Origin of the sequence: Diaphorobacter caeni, assembly GCF_015354245.1 — a bacterium.
Classification (GTDB): domain Bacteria; phylum Pseudomonadota; class Gammaproteobacteria; order Burkholderiales; family Burkholderiaceae_C; genus Diaphorobacter_A; species Diaphorobacter_A caeni.
On the sequence record NZ_JADKYZ010000001.1, the window covers coordinates 842,971 to 860,884 of the forward strand.

Annotated in this window: 22 protein-coding genes; 20 read left to right on the plus strand and 2 right to left on the minus strand. The window is 61.3% G+C overall.

The genetic code is table 11. The annotated features are described in order from the left end of the window. Positions 1–2 precede the first annotated feature (2 nt). Both ISG32_RS03695 and ISG32_RS03700 read left to right on the plus strand, forming a co-directional pair. Positions 3–467: a type IV pilin protein gene (locus tag ISG32_RS03695; protein ID WP_194769634.1), complete on the plus strand. Its 465-nt coding sequence runs from the start codon at positions 3–5 to the stop codon at positions 465–467. A gap of 173 nt (positions 468–640) precedes the next feature. Next, entirely contained in the window at positions 641–1,141 is a 501-nt protein-coding gene (locus tag ISG32_RS03700) for a hypothetical protein (protein WP_194769635.1), read from the plus strand. 933 nt (positions 1,142–2,074) lie between these two features. Here ISG32_RS03700 and ISG32_RS03705 read toward each other — a convergent pair. Together ISG32_RS03705 and ISG32_RS03710 are read right to left on the minus strand one after the other, a co-directional pair. After that, positions 2,075–3,154: a phage portal protein gene (locus ISG32_RS03705; protein ID WP_194769636.1), complete on the minus strand. Its 1,080-nt coding sequence runs from the start codon at positions 3,152–3,154 to the stop codon at positions 2,075–2,077. Positions 3,155–3,158: 4 nt separating this feature from the next. Continuing rightward, the gene (locus ISG32_RS03710) at positions 3,159–5,060 is read right to left on the minus strand and encodes a terminase large subunit domain-containing protein (protein ID WP_194769637.1); all 1,902 of its coding nucleotides are present in this window, start codon (positions 5,058–5,060) and stop codon (positions 3,159–3,161) included. Positions 5,061–5,202: 142 nt separating this feature from the next. Between ISG32_RS03710 and ISG32_RS03715 the strand changes: the two genes are divergently transcribed. From ISG32_RS03715 to ISG32_RS03800, 18 genes are all read left to right on the plus strand, one after another. Further along, positions 5,203–6,033: a GPO family capsid scaffolding protein gene (locus ISG32_RS03715; RefSeq protein ID WP_194769638.1), complete on the plus strand. Its 831-nt coding sequence runs from the start codon at positions 5,203–5,205 to the stop codon at positions 6,031–6,033. A gap of 52 nt (positions 6,034–6,085) precedes the next feature. Continuing rightward, positions 6,086–7,114 (plus strand): phage major capsid protein, P2 family, encoded by a 1,029-nt coding sequence (locus ISG32_RS03720; protein WP_194769639.1) that lies wholly within the window; start codon positions 6,086–6,088, stop codon positions 7,112–7,114. An 80-nt stretch (positions 7,115–7,194) separates the two neighbouring features. After that, on the plus strand, positions 7,195–7,893 hold the full coding sequence (gene gpM, locus ISG32_RS03725) for a phage terminase small subunit (RefSeq protein ID WP_194769640.1): 699 nt from the start codon (positions 7,195–7,197) through the stop codon (positions 7,891–7,893). A 126-nt stretch (positions 7,894–8,019) separates the two neighbouring features. Next, complete coding sequence (locus ISG32_RS03730; protein WP_194769641.1) at positions 8,020–8,517, plus strand: head completion/stabilization protein; 498 nt, start codon at positions 8,020–8,022, stop codon at positions 8,515–8,517. Beyond that, entirely contained in the window at positions 8,514–8,741 is a 228-nt protein-coding gene (locus ISG32_RS03735; protein WP_194769642.1) for a tail protein X, read from the plus strand. Before ISG32_RS03730 ends, ISG32_RS03735 begins: the two co-directional genes overlap by 4 nt. 4 nt (positions 8,742–8,745) lie before the next feature. Further along, positions 8,746–8,952, plus strand: a complete 207-nt coding sequence (locus ISG32_RS03740) for a hypothetical protein (RefSeq protein WP_166306242.1) — start codon at positions 8,746–8,748, stop codon at positions 8,950–8,952. An 8-nt stretch (positions 8,953–8,960) separates the two neighbouring features. Beyond that, the gene (locus ISG32_RS03745) at positions 8,961–9,491 is read left to right on the plus strand and encodes a glycoside hydrolase family protein (RefSeq protein WP_228529548.1); all 531 of its coding nucleotides are present in this window, start codon (positions 8,961–8,963) and stop codon (positions 9,489–9,491) included. Beyond that, positions 9,488–9,754 carry a hypothetical protein gene (locus ISG32_RS03750; RefSeq protein ID WP_194769644.1) on the plus strand — a complete coding sequence of 89 codons (267 nt, stop codon included), beginning with the start codon at positions 9,488–9,490 and terminating at the stop codon, positions 9,752–9,754. The genes ISG32_RS03745 and ISG32_RS03750 overlap by 4 nt, the downstream gene beginning before the upstream one ends. Further along, positions 9,744–10,343, plus strand: coding sequence for a lysis system i-spanin subunit Rz (locus tag ISG32_RS03755; protein WP_194769645.1), 600 nt, complete (start codon positions 9,744–9,746; stop codon positions 10,341–10,343). The genes ISG32_RS03750 and ISG32_RS03755 overlap by 11 nt, the downstream gene beginning before the upstream one ends. Next, complete coding sequence (locus tag ISG32_RS03760) at positions 10,309–10,836, plus strand: phage tail protein (RefSeq protein WP_194769646.1); 528 nt, start codon at positions 10,309–10,311, stop codon at positions 10,834–10,836. Before ISG32_RS03755 ends, ISG32_RS03760 begins: the two co-directional genes overlap by 35 nt. A 9-nt stretch (positions 10,837–10,845) precedes the next feature. After that, on the plus strand, positions 10,846–11,319 hold the full coding sequence (locus ISG32_RS03765; protein WP_194769647.1) for a phage virion morphogenesis protein: 474 nt from the start codon (positions 10,846–10,848) through the stop codon (positions 11,317–11,319). A 74-nt stretch (positions 11,320–11,393) separates the two neighbouring features. Beyond that, positions 11,394–12,065 (plus strand): phage baseplate assembly protein V, encoded by a 672-nt coding sequence (locus ISG32_RS03770; protein WP_194769648.1) that lies wholly within the window; start codon positions 11,394–11,396, stop codon positions 12,063–12,065. Further along, the gene (locus tag ISG32_RS03775) at positions 12,062–12,430 is read left to right on the plus strand and encodes a GPW/gp25 family protein (protein WP_228529549.1); all 369 of its coding nucleotides are present in this window, start codon (positions 12,062–12,064) and stop codon (positions 12,428–12,430) included. The genes ISG32_RS03770 and ISG32_RS03775 overlap by 4 nt, the downstream gene beginning before the upstream one ends. After that, entirely contained in the window at positions 12,427–13,281 is an 855-nt protein-coding gene (locus ISG32_RS03780) for a baseplate J/gp47 family protein (RefSeq protein ID WP_194769649.1), read from the plus strand. Before ISG32_RS03775 ends, ISG32_RS03780 begins: the two co-directional genes overlap by 4 nt. Next, a complete protein-coding gene (locus ISG32_RS03785) occupies positions 13,278–14,228 on the plus strand; it encodes a phage tail protein (RefSeq protein WP_194769650.1) in 951 nt (316 codons plus the stop codon). The genes ISG32_RS03780 and ISG32_RS03785 overlap by 4 nt, the downstream gene beginning before the upstream one ends. Positions 14,229–14,234: 6 nt before the next feature. Further along, positions 14,235–14,723, plus strand: coding sequence for a hypothetical protein (locus ISG32_RS03790; RefSeq protein WP_194769651.1), 489 nt, complete (start codon positions 14,235–14,237; stop codon positions 14,721–14,723). A gap of 15 nt (positions 14,724–14,738) precedes the next feature. Next, on the plus strand, positions 14,739–16,883 hold the full coding sequence (locus ISG32_RS03795; RefSeq protein WP_194769652.1) for a DUF4815 domain-containing protein: 2,145 nt from the start codon (positions 14,739–14,741) through the stop codon (positions 16,881–16,883). Then, positions 16,873–17,904 (plus strand): virulence-associated protein, encoded by a 1,032-nt coding sequence (locus tag ISG32_RS03800; protein ID WP_194769653.1) that lies wholly within the window; start codon positions 16,873–16,875, stop codon positions 17,902–17,904. Before ISG32_RS03795 ends, ISG32_RS03800 begins: the two co-directional genes overlap by 11 nt. Positions 17,905–17,914 lie beyond the last annotated feature (10 nt).

The following is a 17,914-nucleotide window of genomic DNA, read 5'->3' on the forward strand; positions in this document are numbered from 1 at the left end:
TTATGAATCACCGATATTTGCAGAAGGGCTTCACGCTCATTGAATTGATGATTGTGGTTGCTGTCGTCGCGATTCTGGCCTCGGTTGCCTATCCTTCGTACAAGGAATTCGTCGCCAAGGGGCGACGTGCGGAAGCCAAGTCAGTGCTGATGACCGCTCAACAGTGGATGGAGCGCAATTACACCGAGAGTTATCGTTACGACAAAACAAGTGCTGGAACGTCCATTACCGCCTTGCCGGAACACCTGAAACAGGGAGCGAAGGGATATGAAGTGGAGTTTCCCAGCAACGTGGAGATCACCAGAAATCCCGAGCGCGACAGCTTCGTTCTGGAGGCCAAACGCGCTAACTTGATGGTTGGAGATAAATGTGGCAACTTCCGAGTAGATCAGTTTGGTCGAAAGACCTTGGATAGCTATTCTGGGTTTGCCAACGAAAAGGCAGCTTTGGAATACTGCTGGAAATAAACTTCGTCAGTAGCTATCCGTTGTTTGACGTTTTCTCGCGTAGACGACTTGTTTGCGCCTTCATTCTTTCCTCGCTTGCGCATGCGTGCTTGTTGATGGCGCTTGCAAGGCCGCATCAGGGAACGCGTCTGGCATTGCCCTTCGCGTCGTCAAGAGTGTTGACTGTGGAGTTGTTGACGAATGATTTGCCCAACATCGCTTCAAAAAAGTCGACAGTTGGCACGTCTGAAGTGCGGCCAATGCCTCCACGTTCACTGGTCGAATCTCCAAAGAAACGTGACACCCGTCGTTCCATGTCTGCTCCGACTGCATCTTCATTGGAGAGTGTGGGGCCTGCCGACGTTGCCGACGACAGCCAAATCGATGGGTCCTATTTTGAAGCGGGAGATTTGGATCAATCTGCTGCGCCAGTGGGCGATTGGTATGTACTCGCAGAGCTATTGCCTGCGGACATCTCCCGGATCGAGTTGAGGGTCTGGATCTCTGCCACTGGTGCGTTGGAGCGCTGGATTGTGCTTCATCCGGAGAATGAGCGAATCGATGCGTCATTGGAGTATCTGAATCGGACCATTCTCAATCCAGCACGTCGCGCTGGACAGTCTGTCGCCAGTGTCATGGATGTCGAGATACTCTGGGGAGAGCAACAGCCAGACGCAGGGACCGCTGGGCCGTGACGAATCACGTGTTGCCGAGCGTGTGATGAACCCACGCGTGCTCCAAGCCATGGCGGACCATTGGGCGGCATGGGCAGAACAGAAACGAGGAAGAGCAATCCGGCCAACACTTGCGGCAGTCGCTCGCAATGTCGGCTCAAGCGCTGGAAGTGATCCAGCCGCTGAAGCTGCCCTCTACCACGCAGCGGCGAGGCTCAAACGCAAAGCCCTTGTTGACCGCTGTGACATCCACGACCAGCAAGTGTCTCAGCGTATGGCCTGAAGTTATGCCGATCGTGGGACCGTCCTCGTGTCCCTGCATATACGTTTTGCGAGGCGGATCGCATGCAGGTGTCGTCAGGAGTGATCGGACAAGAGTTGTCGTGCTCGTTGGGAGAGTGGCGTGAAGTGAGCTGTATGCCCCGAAGCGGGCATGAAAAAAGCGCCTGCAATGGGCGCTTTCTGCATTTCTGGCGGAGGCTGTGAGTTCCGTAATTCGTTGATGCAGGCCGTTTTAACGGGTTTTTTCATTTATACCGGCCAACGTACAGGCCTATCAAATTGAGGCGCTCCACGGGCCGATTTGAGGGCTTGCTGGCGATTTCTGGAAAGAGGCGGCGGCGGATTGCTCGCCATATGTCAAAACCCGACGAATTCCGACGTGAGAGCGTACCCGAAAACCGTGCGCGGGGCGTTGCTGGGCTTGGCTGGCGGGGTGTCCGACAGTGCCGACAAAAGCGACCTATTTAGCGTGCGGGCGCGGCGGGGTCTCGACCGCGCGCTTTCGGTCTTGATGGGGGTCGGGGCGGCCGGGCCGGGCCGGGGTGGGGTGCGCGCGTGGGGCGTGGGCCTGCCACGCGGGCTGTGGCGGGCCTGCTGCGGGGTGGGTGAGGGCGTGGGGTGGGCGAAAGAAAGCCCGCTCTAGGCGGGCTTGTGGGTGGCTTGCGGTGGTTGTCAGTTCGCGGCGGGGGCGTCGGTCAGCTGGTAGGGCTTGAACGTGCAGACCGTGCGCCCTGCCTGCGTGTTGATGGCGTGCGCCATGGTGGCCTGCAGCGGCGCTATCTCGTTGCGTGCGAACACCATGGCGGCTTTCTCCACATCACCGAATCCGCCCGTGCTGTTGGGCAGCATGCCCATGAGCTGGGGCGGCACGCGGTGTGCGGCCAGTATGTCGTCGCGGCTGGAATTCTTGATGTTCAAGAAATCATCTTTCGCCGCCACTTCGCTGATGGGGATGAGCTGCACGCCTTTGTCCTTTCCGCCGGGCGCGTAGTAGAAGACGTTCCGAAAATTGCCGTTGCCCTTTGTGTTGGTCAACTGCTTGCGCAGCTTGTCGATGTCGTCCTGATTCTGCGCCTCGTCGGTCACATACAAGATGAAGCCCGCGTGTGCGCCGTTGGCGTAGTAGCGGCGGCGGAACAGGGTGGCACTCTCGTTCAGGATGGCTGACTGCAGCGCGCCCAGGTAGTAGGGGAGGCCGTAGATTTCCTGATGCAGGTCCGGCTCGCGCAGGTGAATGATGGAGTCGCGCGCAAACTCGTGCGGACTCTCCAGATCGTTCACCCAAAAATTGCGCGCCGGGTCAATGCCGCGGCGCATGTATTTGCCGAGACACGGGTGCAATTCAAGCAGGCCGCCTAGACGGTTGAATCGCTTTTCCAGATAGCCATTGCCCAGCACCAGATAGTCGAGCGCGAGAGCGCGGAAGGTGTCGGCGCTCAACCATTGAGACGGTACGAATGTGCTGGTCAACACGTTGACCTTGAAGCGCAGCGCGCTTTCATGGTGCGCGCCGATGCGCAGCAGGCGGGCCAGCGATGCTAGGCTAACCGGCGGCTCGTAGTAGTCGCCGTTCTCCATGCACTCCGCATATTCGAGCAAGGCAGAGCGACCGCCGATGACGGGCTCCGGCTCACCGAGTTGAAATGTGAAAGATTCGGCACGGCCGCCGCGAGTGGCCGGGCTGTCGGCATTCGGTGCTGTGGCGGTCGATGTGTGATCGAGCTTGCGGAAATGGCGTGTGCGTTTTGGCATGGGGTCAATCTGAAACGGTGATGAAAGAGCGGCCGGTGCTGGTGGCCATGTCGGTGCCTGCGTCCAATGCCTCATTGCTCAGTGCATTGAGCAGTGACCACCCGAGATCCGCGTGGCCGGTGGTCTTGCTGCGGCCTGCGGAGTAGGTGACGCTTCGGCCGCTGGGGGTCAGCTCGCGCTTGATGGACATGAGGTGATTCATCAGCTCGCGCTTGTCTGCGTCGAATTCCAAGCGGCCGGACCGGATCACCTGCTGGCCCTTGAGCACCAGCATGGTCTTGCTGTCAACGCTGTAGTTGATGCCGCGTGCGCGTGGGTAGAACTTGCGCACCAGCTCATGTACGGCAGCGCCGATGCCCGTGGTGTCGATGGTGATGTGCTCGACGTTGTAGCGCTGGGTTACCTTCTTGATGGCGTCCGCTTGAGCCTCGAAATCAGCGCCTTTGAACTGCACTGTCTCAAGCACGCGAAACGGGCCGCCAGATTTCGCTGGCGGTGCGACGACGACAAGACCGGCGCTGTCACCGGATTGGCTGGGGTCGTAGCCAATCCAGACTGGTGCATAGCCGAGCGGGCGCTGCGCGAACTGCTTGAAGTCTTTCCAGATTTCCCAGCTGTCAACCATGCAGGGCTGCAGGTCGGCCATGGGGAATACAGAGAACGAATCATCGACAAACCCGCACATGAGCAGGTTCGCGAATTCCTCGTCTGAATATTCGAGCTGTAGCTCGGCCAGATCGAAGAGATCGCAACCGCCATTGAGCGCGTCAACGATGGTGACGATGTTGCGCCACACTCGATCCTCGCCGGTGAATCCGGTGGCGAGCTTCGCGTGTGTGATGTCCACCTCGATTTTTGATTTCTTCTTGAGGCGTTCGCCGCTCCAGAACGCATAGGCGGCATGCTGAATGCTGGATGGCGTCGAGAAATACGTCTTGCGCCATTTCTTGTGCATGGCCATGCCGCTGGCCACTTTGTTGAGGCGTTCGAAATCGGTAGTCCAAAAGAACTCATCGAAATAGAAATTGCCGTGGTAGCCCTGCGCGGTGCGCGCGTTGCTGCCGAGGAAATACAGTGTTGCGCCGTTGGCCAACACGATGGGGTCGCCCTTGAGTTCAACGCCGCACACCTCGTAGACAAAAGCCGTGATGTACTGCTTGAAAATGTGCGCTTGCGACTTGCTGGCAGAGAGGAAAATCTGATTGCGGCCTGTCTCCAGCGCATCGATAAGCGCCTCACGCGCGAAGTACCATGTTGCGCCGATCTGCCGCGATTTCAGAATGGCGCGAGTGCGCGCGTCGCTATCACGCCACCAAAGAAGTTGGTACTTGAAAAGGCTGTCAAGAAAAGCGCTCTTGAGCTTTTCAATGTGTTCCTTGCTGAGGAAATTCTTTGCGGGTTGGCTTTTTGGCGCTGCGTTCCGGCGCTCGATGTTCGGATTCAAATCGACTTCGCGCCCGCTCTTCTCGTACTTGCCAATCCGCGCAAGCCGCTCGAGTTGACGCCCGAGCAGGTCGATTTCCTTGATGTCGCCGCCGGTCTTCTGCTCTTTCAGGATCAGGCAGACCATGCGCGCCTCAAGCGTGCATTCAACGCGGTGCGTTGGCGTTGCATCGTTCCATTTCTCGGCCTTGAGCCACCCATGCAGCGTGCCGCGCGGGATACCCAAGTGCTCGGAAATGTGCGACAGTTTCCACCCTTGCCAATACAGCCCGCGTGCATCGCGCCGCTTGCCTGCGCCGCCATCATTCACCGGGCTGGTGTCGCCCTTCGGTAGGCCGTTGTACTGGCTCACCACCTGGTCATGCAATGCGGCGGCCTGCCGGGCCATCGTTGTTTTTGATGGCTTGGCCTTGATGCGTTGAGCGGTGGGCGCGGCGGTGTCCTGCGCGACTTGCTTTGTCATGCTTGCCAGTGTCTGCCGCGCGCGCGCGGAAATCGACAACGAAAAAATGTGATGTGCGCAGCCACAGTGCGCGCCAATTGCAGCGCGCGGGCCATCTGCGGAACATAGGCGGTGTCAACTTTCAACACACACCGAGCCGCATATGCCTACTAAATTTTTCCGCGTTGCAACCGAAGGCGCGACCACCGATGGCCGCGAGATTCAGCGCGCATGGATCGAGCAGATGGCCAAGAACTACAAGCCCGACACATACGGCGCTCGTGTGTGGCTGGAGCACATCCGAGGCACTACGCCGGATAGCTCTTTCGCTGCGCTGGGCGACGTGCTCGCGTTGGAGGCCCGCACGGTCGAAGACGGCAAGATTGCTTTGTTCGCGCAAATCGAAGCACTGCCCAGCCTCGTGGCCATGAACAAGGCCAAGCAGAAGATCTATTCCAGCATCGAAATCGATCCGAATTTCGCAAAGACCGGCGAGGCCTACATGGTTGGTCTGGCGGTGACTGATTCGCCCGCGAGCATCGGCACGGAAGTGCTCAAGTTCGCAGCGCAGAACCCGGCAGCTAGCCCGTTCGCATCCAAGAAAACAAAGCCTGAATCGCTCTTCTCTGTCGGCGTTGAGTCCGATCTGGGAATGAGCGATGACGCGGATGGCATTGCGCATGTGCTTCTGAGCAAGTTCGGCGCACTGCTTGAATCTTTCCGCTCCACGGCGCAGACCAAGGAAAAGATCGAAGCGCCAAATGCGCTCGCGGTCAAGACGCTGGAACTCATGGGCGCGGCAGATGCAGCGTTGAAGCATCAGGCTGGCGAAGTCGTCGCGTTGAACAAAAAGTGCGCAGATCAAGACGCCGAGCTGCAGAAGCTGCGCGGCGATTTCAAGGCGCTGACCGAAAAGCTCAGCACGCAAGACGGCAACCCGAGCAAGCGCCCTGCAGCTACCGGCAATGAAGGCGCAGCGAAAGCTGACTGCTGAAAGAGCCGCTGTTTAGCGACCAACGAAAACCATTCTCAAGAGGATAGAGGACATGAAGAACGAAACCCGAAAGCTGTTCAATCAGTATCTGGATGATCAGGCCAAGCTGAACGGAATTGCTGATGCGACAGTGAAATTCGCCATCGAGCCATCGGTGCAGCAGCGTCTTGAAAAGCGCATTCAGGACACGAGCGAGTTCTTGAAGGCTATTACCATCGCGCCAGTCGATGAACTCATGGGTGAAAAGCTCGGCATTGGTGTGACAGGGCCGATTGCCAGTCGCACCAATACGTCGGGGGACCTGCGGCGCAAGACGCGGGACATGAAGGACATGGATAGCCGTGGCTATCTGTGCGCGCAGACCAACTACGACACACATATCCGCTATCAGGCGCTGGATATGTGGGCGAAGTTCGGAAACCAATTTCAACTGCTGCTGTCGCAGGCCATTCAGGAACGGTGCGCGCTGGATCGCATCATGATCGGATTCAACGGGGTGAGCGTTGCCGAGACGACTAACCCGGCAGCTAATCCGCTGCTGGAAGATGTGAACAAGGGCTGGTTCCAGTACGCGCGAGAAGTGGCGCCAGAGCGGGTTTTGGACGGATCGACCGGCACGAAAACGGCGGGTAAGGTCATCGTCGGCGCAGGTGCTGGTGCAGATTACAAAAATCTGGATGCGCTGGTGTATGACGCCATCAATAACCAGATTGCGCCATGGCATCGCGGTGCAAAGGATATGGTGGTGGTTGTCGGTCGTGGACTGTTGCACGCAAAGATGTTCCCGTTGGTCAACGAAATTTCCACGCCTTCGGAAATTCTGGCCGCCGATGTCATCCGCAGTCAGACGCGCATGGGCACTCTGCCGGCCGTGGCGGTTCCGTTTGTTCCGGACGGCAAGTTGGGTATCACTAGTTTGAAGAATCTGGCCGTCTACTGGCAAGACGGTTCGCGCCGCCGTCATGTCAAGGAAGCACCAGAGGCTGACCGCATCGAGACATACGAGAGCAGCAATGACGCTTTCGTGATCGAAGACCTGAGTAAGTTCTGCCTGATCGAAAACATCGAGCTGCAGGAATAAGCCAGACGACAGGCGGATAGCGGCCTAAAAAATGGGCCGCTATTTGCCGGTCATGCATCAAACAAGCGGGGAACTTCAACATGCCACAAACACCGGCGCAGCGCAGCTATTTGCACAAGCTCGCGGCCAAGCAACAGGCGCAGGCCGACGCCGCCAACGTCCACGGCGAGACGGTGGGCGAGGCCTTTGAGCTGATGATGATGCAGCTCCATCAGCATCGCCGCGACCTCAAGGAAATCAAATCGATTGAGGCCAAGGTGGAAGCCAAGCGCACGCTGCTTCCGCTGTATGACGCTTATGTCGATGGCGTGCTGCAGGCGCGGCCGGGCACTCAGGATCAGGTGGTGGCTTATGCCATGGTCTGGAGTCTGGATGCGGGTCTGTACACGCGCGGCATCGACATTGCCGAGTACATGCTGGCCACCGGCGTGAATCCGCCTGACGACTACAGGCGCAACGTGGCCACGATCTTGCAAGACGAAATTTCCACCGCCGTGTGCGACGGAAAGCTCGCGGGCGATGAGGCCATGCAGACAATCCGCCGCGTCATGGAAATGACCGCAACGGCGGACACGCCGGACCAGCCGAAGGCACGGCTGTGTAAGGCGGCGGGTTGGGCCCTGCTGGGCAAGACCAGCACCAGCGATGCCGACATCGCCAAGCTGTCTGCCGACGTGTGCGAGCAGGCGCTGCCGTACCTGCAGCGAGCCATCGAGCTGGACAAGCTCGCGGGCGTGAAAAAAGACATTGAGCGATTGGAGCGTCGGGTCAAGAAATAGCCCGAGCCAGTCGCTCGAAACCGAGCGTACCCCGCGCCGTGGCGGCCCCTGGGCAGGCAGCATTGATTTGCATATGCCGACGCCCAGGGCCACCGCCACACCTACACCGTTCTGGAAGAAGGCCCCATGTCATTCGTTGCACCGCATGTGAATCCACCGCTCAAGCAGGACGAGGGCGTGGTGGGGAATGACGGATTTTTCCCGGACATCGATTGCGAACGTCTGCGAGACGACTCGCGCATTGAAACCACGGTGACACCGCCGCGCCTGCGCGAGGCAATCGAGGCCGCCATGTGGGCCATCAACGCCGAGTTGCGGGACTGGCGCGAGCTGCAGGAGTCGCAGGGCTATGCGACGTTGGGCGACGTGCCCGCCACCATCATCGGCACGGGCTCGGAGCTGGAAAGCACGCGCGTCAAACAGTACCGGCACGCCATCAAGTGGCATGTGCTGGCGGAAACCGCCGAGGTGGCGCGCGACATGGCCACGTTGCCGCAGGGCGCGGGGAAAGAGGCGCGCGTGACAAGTGGCGTCGAGGTTCGCGTGTCTGGATTCTTGAAACGGCTGCGCTGGGCCATAGCCGACGTGCAAAGCCGCTCGCGCGTGATCGCGGAATTGATATGAGCGAGGTCACCAGCACCGGGAGCGCCACCGTCCGCGCGCATCAGCACGAGGTGCTTGATGCGCTGCTGCTGCGCACGCTGGGCAAGACGGCGGGGAATTTGGAGGCCACGCTCGAAGCCAATCCGGGTTTGGCCAAGCTCGCGGCCGATCTGCCAGAGGGGCACCCTGTGCGGGTGGTGGAGTCGGCAGAGCCGGTGCAAGAGCGCGTTTATCTGTGGGACTGAAAGCATGAGCAAAGAAATGATCAGGGATATTGCAGTGGAAAGCGCCAAAGCCTCGCCGCCGGTTGCCGTGGTCACCACATCGGTGGCTCAAGGCTGGTCGATAAATGCAACGGTCGGAACGCTGACCATCGTTTATCTACTGCTGCAGATCGGGTGGTTGCTGTACCGCTGGCGCAAGGCCGCGCAGGGCACGCCGGTGAAGGGCGAGTAATGGACCAGATGCGGCAATCAGTTGTTCGCGTAGCTGTCGCGGCGCTCACGTTGTCGGCGGCCGGGTTTGGTGCTTGGAAGGTCAACGAAGGTTTCAGCGAAGTCCCATACGTGCCGACCAAGGGCGATGTGCCGACGATTGGCCACGGCTCCACCCGCTACGAAGACGGCACGCCGGTGCGCATGACCGATCCGCCGATCACGCGTGCGCGTGCTTCGCAGCTCGCGCGCGGGCTGGCCGCAGAGGACGAAAAACGCCTCATCAAGTCGCTGCCGGGCGTCATGATGCTGCCGGGCGAATTCGATCTGTACATGGATTTTCTCGGCCAGTTTGGTTATGGAAACTGGACCAAGCCGCAGAGCCCGCGCACGTGGCTGCTGCGTGGTGACTACGTGGGCGCGTGCCAGGCGCTGGAGGCGTGGCGCTTTCAGGCGGGCCGTGATTGCCGCTTGCCGGTGAACTGGGGGCCGCAAGGCTGCAAAGGGGTGTGGCTGCGGCAGGAGCGACGCATCGCCGCATGCATGGAGATGCAGAAATGAAGCATCAGATTGTGCGAATCGCGATCATTGCCGCGCTGGTTGGTTTGACAGGATGCGTTGTGGTGCCCGCAAAAACGGCGGCCAATACGTGCCGCATGCTGGACATTGCGCTCGATGAGGCGGACATGGCCGCCGCCTGGTACGTCAACGCGGGCGAGGTGCTGGAGAAATGCGGCGCTCGTGATGCGCGCGAGCGTGCCGAGTTTCGTGCATGCATGAAAGAGCGGCGGGACGATGACACGAGTATTTGCCATGACATGTAAACCACGGCAGCGCGGCGCGCTCGATGTGACCATCATCCTTTGCGCTTGCCTTGCGCTCGCGGCGTGGGTGTTCTACGCGTGGGCCGAAGGGCAGGGCTATGACCGCGCCATGGTGGCGGTGGGCAAGAGGGAGAAGGCTCAGGGCGAGGCCAATGAAACGGAACGCCAGCGCCAGATCCGCGAGGCCGAAGACAGCAAGAAACGGCAGCGCGCTGAAACAGACCTATTGACCAAGCAACTGAAAGAGGCAAAAGACCATGCGAAAACTCTGCAGGCCGAGCGTGATCGCGCTTTGCGCGCTGGCACTCGGCGCGTGTCAATCAGGGCCGCCGCTTGCGTGCCCGCCGTCGTACCAACTGGCGACGCCGCCAAGTCTGGAGCCGCTGGGCCTCAAGAAGCGCGCGCCGAACTTGTCGGATCGGATGCAGCGGATATTTACGCCGTCACCGACGACGGAGACGATGCAATTCGAGAGCTCAATATCTGCATCGACCGATACAACGGCGCTGCCGCAGAAATCGAGCGCTACAAAGCCAGATTGAAGGGGGATCAGCATGTGGAAGCTGCAGAGTCTGCGGGCGCTCATTGAGTCGGCAAACCCCGACCTGAAACGCGACCCGCAAAACCTCATCGTGCTGGCACATGAAGGGCGCGCGGTGTCCACGCTGGCGGGTGGCCTCTCGTTTGAGTACGAATACGCCATCGAGATCTCGGTGTTGAACTACGTTGGCCACACCGATGCGCTGTTCGTGCCTCTGCTCGCTTGGGTGCGGGTGCATCAATCCGAGCTGCTGGACAACCCGAAGACGCAGGCCAAGGGTCTGGAGTTCAACGTGGAGTTGCTGGACTCCGCGAGCTGCGACATCGCCATTCGCGTGCCGGTGACTGAGCGGGTGGTGGTTGCAGTGGACGAGGATCACCCAACGCGCTTGATTGCCGAGCATCCGCCAGAGCCGGGCGTGCCGGGCATGGCAGGCATTGCCGAGCGCTGGGAGCTGTACCTCAAGGACAAGCTGCTGGCGCAATGGGACATGGAGATCCCGCCCGAGCGCGAGCGATTCGAGTCGCTGCGCTTCGCGTGATCGCGCGCAATGGCTGATTTCAAGGCGCTGGAAACGTGGGCCGAGGGTATGCTGCAAAAGCTGCAGCCGAGCCAGCGCAGGCGCATCACCGTTGACGTGGCTCGCAAGCTGCGCGCCGCCAATGCCGCGCGCATGGCAGCGCAAACCGAACCGGACGGCAACCGCTGGGAGCCGCGCAAGACGCCAGCCACCACCATGCGCAGCAAGGCCGGGCGCATCCGGCAGGCGGCCAAGCAGAAGCTGCCGCTGTTCGCGAAGATGAAGGCGGCCAAGAATTTGAAGGCGCGCGGCTCGCCTGGGTCCGCGCTGGTCGAGATCGTGAGCCGCGCCCAGCGCATCGCGCGTGTCCACCATTTCGGTGAAACCGACAACGTCAATCCGCACGGCCCAGCGTATCGATACCCGGCGCGCGAGCTGGTGGGCATCAGCGATGCCGACACCGATCTGATCCGCGACGTGCTGCTGCGGCATCTGTCCAGCTAGTGCGCAATATGTGATGTGCGCAGCCACAGCCCGCCGCGCTGGCCTTCGCGCGCGCGCGGCGGCAAAGTGGGCGCATGTCGCAAACACCGCAGCAAAACACACCGCAGGAACAGGCTCGCAAGCTGGAAAACATTGCGAGCCTCGGCGTCGTGCATGCCGTGAATCTCAAGGCCGCGCGCTGCCGTGTGCAGATGGGCGACAACACCACTGACTGGTTGCCGTGGTTCACCGGCCGCGCTGCGGGCAAAGACGGTTCGCACTGGTGGCCGCCGGTGGTCGGTGAGCAATGTCTGGTGCTTGCGCCGGGAGGTGACCTGCTGCAGGGCGTTGCGCTGCTCGGCTTCTATTCCGACGCCAACGCCGCGCCAAGTAATAGGAAGGCGGTGGAGTACACGCGCTGGTCTGAAAAAGACTATTCCGAATACTCACCCGAGGCGCACACCACGCACCACGAGAAGAAGCTGCGCACCGAAGTGTCGAGCACCTGCAGCGCCACCATGGAGCCTCAGGAATTCCGCATGGAGGTGGGCAACGGCTGCAGCATCACGATGAAGCCGAACCAGATCACGCTGCAGGCCGGTTCGGCCACCTTGCAGATTGGCCCGGCCATGGTGGTGGCCAATGTCGATGTGATCGCCGGTGGCATCAGCCTGATGAACCACGTTCACACCAAGGTGACCATGGGCACCATGCTTTCCGGCGAGCCGTTGGGCGCGGGCGGAATGGGTGGAGGTGTCATTCCATGATGAACCGCAACACCGGCCAGCGCATCAACATGCTCGAGCATGTGCGCCAGAGCGTCACCGACATTCTCAGCACGCCCATCGGTAGCCGTGTTATGCGCCGCACCTACGGCAGTCTGGTGCCCGCGCTGATCGACCAGCCGGACAACCTATCGACGCAGACCCGTGTTTTCTCGGCTGTGGCTTCGGCCCTCATGCGCTGGGAGCCTCGCATCAAAGTCTCGAAAATGTCGCTCACGCGTGATGCTGACGTGCCCGGCCGCGTCACGATCAATATCGATTGCGCATACACCGGCCAGTTCAGCCGCGATGCGTCGCTGTCGCTGTCGCTGTCGCTGTCCGTGCCGCTGAATGGGGGTGCTGCATGATCGACCTGCAGACACTCGCGCCGCCGAGCGTGGTCGAAAAGCTGTCGTTTGAAACCATCCTCGCCCAAGGCAAGGCTGATTTCGCGGATCGCATGCGGCCGCACCAGCCGGGAATTGATGACATCCTCAAGCTCGAATCTGACCCGGTGGTCAAGGTAACCGAGTCATTCTCATTGCGCGAGCTGTTGATTCGAGATCGCATCAACAACGCGGCGCGCGCGCACCTGCTGGGGTTTGCCAAGGGCGCCGATTTGGATCATCTGGCCGCCATGTTCGGCGTCGAGCGCATGGCGGGTGAGTCGGATGATCGATTCCGCGTGCGCCTGCAGCTGCGCATTGCCGCGCTCGGCGCGCAGGGAACGCGTGAGTATTACGAATACAAGGCGCTGACCGCCTCGCCGTTGGTGCGAGCTGCGCGCGCAACGCAAAGCGCACCGGGCAAGGTGCTTGTGATGCTGTGGGTGACCGATGCGGCGCAGGCGCAGGCCGTGCGCTCGGTGGTCAATGCGGCGCTCAATGCCGACGATGCCCGCATGCTCGGCGTGGTGCTTACCGTGGCGGTGGCCGTGCCGCATGTGATCAACATCACCGCGCGCATCTCGCGCACGCGCAGTGCACCGGGTGACTTGCCGCAGCTGCTGCGCAAGCGCCTGGCCGCGGCGTTTGCTGACATGGGCATCATGGCTGGCACCGTGGCGCGCAGCTACATCACAACGCTGCTGCACGTTGATGGCGTGCATGCGGTGGAGTTTCCTGACAACGCTGCGCCAGCGGTCACCACCACCATTGACGCCGGTGAATATCCGGCGCTGGGTGTGGTGCAGCTGATCGACGCCGGGGTGATTGCATGACCACGCCGCGCACCATCCTGCCGCCATCGTCCACCGTGCTGGAGCGGGTGATTGACACCACGTTCCCGCGCGGCTGGGGCGCGATGGCTGATGGCATCGAGCCTGCCGCCATGCAGGCCAATGACAGCGTATTGCCGTGGGTTGCGCAGCAATGGCAGATAAGCCGGTTTGATCGCTACTTTGACGACACGCGCGAGCTGATCGCGCAGGGCTTGCCATGGCTTCGCGAGCGCGGCACCGCCGCAGGTGTGCGCCGCGTGCTCTCGTGGCTGGGTTACACCGCCGTCACGCTCGATGAGGACGGCGCACGGCTGCACATCAATCCGGGCCGCGAGGTCAGCAATGCCGACATAGCCGAGATGGCCTACGCGGTGCGCAACACGATTCCGCTGCATGTGGCGTTCTATCGGGTGTTTTACCGCTACGACTTGCGCATGCTGCGATGGGACAACCGGCCTGTGTGGGACGCTGCGATCTGGGACAACGTGAGCGGCACGCCGGTGGATGTGGGTGATGGTGGTGGGGTAGTCATCGGCAGTCAGGCGCGGTTCAGCATATCGATGGTGCAGGCTCCAACGCTGGAGCCCATCCGCGCTGGCCATGTGCTGCAGTACGCCAGCCGTGTGCGTCGAGCGGACGTGTGGCGTTGGGATGTGTGGCGCTGGGATGGCGTCGTGCAGCGTGCCGTAAGCGGGTGTCAGGCGCTGTATGTGGCGGCGATGGCGCAGCCATACCAATCAATCCAGCCGAGCAGCGCGCGCGGCGTAGGTATGGCCAGCATGGCCGGTCCGGCAAGGCCGGGTGTTGTCGCCCGTGCGCAAGAGGTCACACACGCCAGTGAATGCACGCCACGCATGGACAGCGGCCGCAGATGGCGCGGTCGTTGGGACGCGCGCCCATGGCGCTCGCCAAACATTCAAAGCACCTTCTACGAAACAACGGAGTAACGACGCATGCAAGTTCTGCAGGAAAACGGCCGCGAGCTGCTGGCCAAGGCATTGATGGCTTTGCCGGTGCATGTGGCATGGGGGCGTGGTGATGGCGCGTGGAATGCCGCGCCTGCTACGCCGAGCGAGCAATTGGTGTTGGTCGATGAGATCGGCCGCAGGCTGGCCAGCGAAGTGTCCTATGTGATTCCGGCCACCGAGGTGGATAGTGAAATCGAGATGCCAGGCGGGCAGCACTACAAGCGCAGCGCCGAGCCCTCGCCGTTCCTCTATGTGCGAGCCACGTTCTCGTTTGAAGAGGCGCAAGGGGAAACGGTGCGCGAGTGCGGTGTGTTCTTCGGCACGGTGGCCAAGGCGGAGGTGCCAGCCGGGCAACGCTATCTGACACCTGGGCAACTGGCGGACGCTGGCGAGCTCTACTCGCTTGAATATCGAACGCCAGTGCTGCGCAGTGGCACGGTCAAGGGCCACGAAGAAATCGTGATCCCTCTGTGATGAGGAAATGCTGACATGACGATTTACAACGGATTCGATGCGGCCAAGGGTTACACCAAGGTGCTTGTGCATGCCGACCGCGTGGCGGGCTCGGCTGAGCAGAACGAAACGCAGTCCATCATCGATCACCGGATCACGCGCATTGCAGACGTGATCTTTGCGGATGGTGAAATCACCGAGGGTGCGCGCTGCACGGTCAATGCCGATACGGGTGAATGCTCGCTCGAAGCGGGCAGCATCTACATTTCGGGCGCGGTGCATGACTTGGCCGCCGCATCCCTGCAGGTGCCCATCGTCGGGCTGGTTTACGTGGGGGTGCTCTATCGCGAGCGAGTGGTCACGGCGGTGGATGATCCGACGTTGTACAACCGCGCAGCCGGAGCGGCAGGGTATGGCGAACTGGGTGCAGACCGCCTGCAGGTGTCTACGCAATGGGGTGTTCAGGGCGATGGTCAGCTGGGCAATTTCTATCCGGTGTGGACCATCCGCGACGGCGTGGTGACGCCTCGTGACCCAGCGCCAACGATGAACGCCATCACCCAAGCCATTGAACGATACGACCGCGACAGCACGGGCGGCAGCTACGTCGTGCGTGGGCTGGTCACCATTCAATCGGATGACGATGAGCAGGGGCGGCAGGTGTTCGCCGTCACGGCGGGCGCGGCGCGCATCAGTGGCCGAGCCATCGAGCAGCCGGTGGACCGTCGCGTGGTGTTTGCGGCGGTCGCAGACGTTGAGCAGATCAGCGGCGAGCCGCACAATGTGGACTCGTCTGGGCTGGTGCATGTGCAGTTTGACCGATGGCCAGTGCTGCAGCCTGCGAAGGTCAGGATTGCGCGCAACCGTGTGGCGCAGATCTCGCACGGTCCGTTTCTCGGCGCTGCGGATCCATTGCCGGAAAACAGCGTCTACAAGATCAACAGCGTGAAGCAGGGTGGAACCACCTACACAAAGGACGTGGATTACAAGCTGACCGCCGGGCAGGTCGATTGGAGTCCAAGCGGCGCGGAGGTGGTGCCGGGCAGCGAGTACACGGTGGATTTTGAGTACATCAGCGCAGAGGATGTTTTGAACCAGACGCCGCGCGGATTCGACGTGCAGGGCGGCGTGCCGCAGACCGTCATGCAGGTGGACTATGCATATGCCATGAAGCGCATCGACCGCATCGTGATGAATAGTGCGGGTGAGCTGGACATCATCAAGGGCATCCCGGCCACTTGGCAACCCGTCGAGCCTGATGTGCCGGGCGGCGTGCTGGGGTTGGCCAGCATCATGCAGACGTGGGACGCGGAAACGGTCAGCACGGTGGCTGACGCAGTGCGAACCGTGCCGATGGATGCGCTGGGGGCGTATCGAACGCGCATGGACAGCATCGAGCTCGATCTGGCAGAGCTGCGGCTGGCCACCGACGTGGCGGGGCGTTACAGCGGACTGAAAAAAGGCTATTTCGCCGATCCGATGATGGACAACACCATGCGCGATCAGGGGCGTGAGCAGACGGCCATGGTGTCGGGTCAGGCGCTGCAGCTCTATGAATACGAAGGTGCGTTTTTGATGGGTGATGGCGTCACGGCCTACGGCTTGGCCTACGATTTTGTGGCCGCTGTATCGCAGCTGAGTTACAGCCGGTCGATGGCGATCAATCCGAGCGGTGCGGCTGGGCAACTTCCGGCCACGATTGCGCTGCAGCCCGCCGTGGACCGATGGGAAACGCCCTACCCGCAGGCGTACCCCATTGATGTCAGCCGGAACGCATCAACGCACAACGTCCAGATGGCGTTTGATCAGTATTACGACAAGTCAAAGCTGGACGTGAGCAGCGTTCACATGCGCCAGATCGAGGTCACATTCAGCGTGTCCGGCTTCCGTCCGCTGGAGCCGTTGGCGAGTGTTGCTTTCGATGGTGTGCCGGTGGCGGTGACGCCGGTGGCCGGTGGATCGCTGATAGCCAATGCGCGCGGCGAAATCTATGGGGTGTTCACCGTGCCTGCCAATATTTCTGTCGGGATGAAGGCGGTCGAATTTGCGGGCGAGAACGGGAGCAAAGGCTCGGCCAACTATCTCGGTGGTGCCGTGTTGAGCATTAAAACTTACGGTCGATTCAGCACCATCTACGGCGGGTACGGGATGACTGCGGGAGTGGTTACATATGTCGTTTAATTCGATTGTCCAGATCATCACGCCCTCGGCGGTGATGCAGTGCGCAGGTGCGGACCTGTTCTTTTCGGCCGCTGGTGGCGACGTGCTTGTGTCCATGTGCATGCTCGATGAAAACGGGCAGCTCGGCAACGTGTTGGCCCGCGCGCGCCTTGGTGCCCAATCCATCAAGACCAACGGCGAGCCGACGCGGTGCCTGTGGGATGCGCCGGTGCTGGTTTCGGCCAATGTGCCGCTGGCGCTGGTGGTGGATGCGTCCGACACCATCACGTCGGTGCATGTGGGTCAGTATGGCGAGCAGAACCAGACGGGTGGATGGGTCACCGCTCCGCAGGCCGCCATCGGTGCCTATTGGCAGACCAACGCATCCGGGATCACCACGCGCTACGCCAATCGGATGTTGCGCTTCGAGCTGCTGGCGGTGCGCTACACCGAGCAGACCAAGACGCTGATCATCGGATCGCAAGCCGTTGTGAATGCAACCAGCCTGATGGTCAATGCGGGTGCGCAGCAGCCCGCCAGCGATGCCCGCATCACCTACAAGCTGGAGCTGCTGACGCAGGCCGGTGCCGTGGTGCGGTCGATGGAGGTCGATTCCGGGCAAACCGTGCAATTGAGCGAGCCGCACACCGGCACTGCGCGGCTCAGTGCCACCATGCGCGTGGGGGCGAGTGGCCTGGGCGCGGTGCTGGAGCCCGGCACGGTGCTGGCCGTGGGCAGTCTGCTGGAGACTGGGACCTACATCACACCCGCCATCGCCACATCGGGCGGAACGGATCTGCGTGTCATCTTCGAGGGTGACATTCCCGGCGGTTCGGGTGTTGTGGTGGAGGCCCAGCTCAATGACGCGGGCGCATGGGTGGCCGTGCCGTGGGAGAGCAGCAGCGGCCAGACCGCTGGTGTGATCGAGCTGCACCACCGCAAGCAGGGCATCAATGCGCAATCGCTGCGCCTGCGCCTCTCGCTGAGCGGCACCACCACGGCCAGGCCGAAGGTGCGCAACTTGCGCGCGGTGATTCTGTAAGGGGTGACGC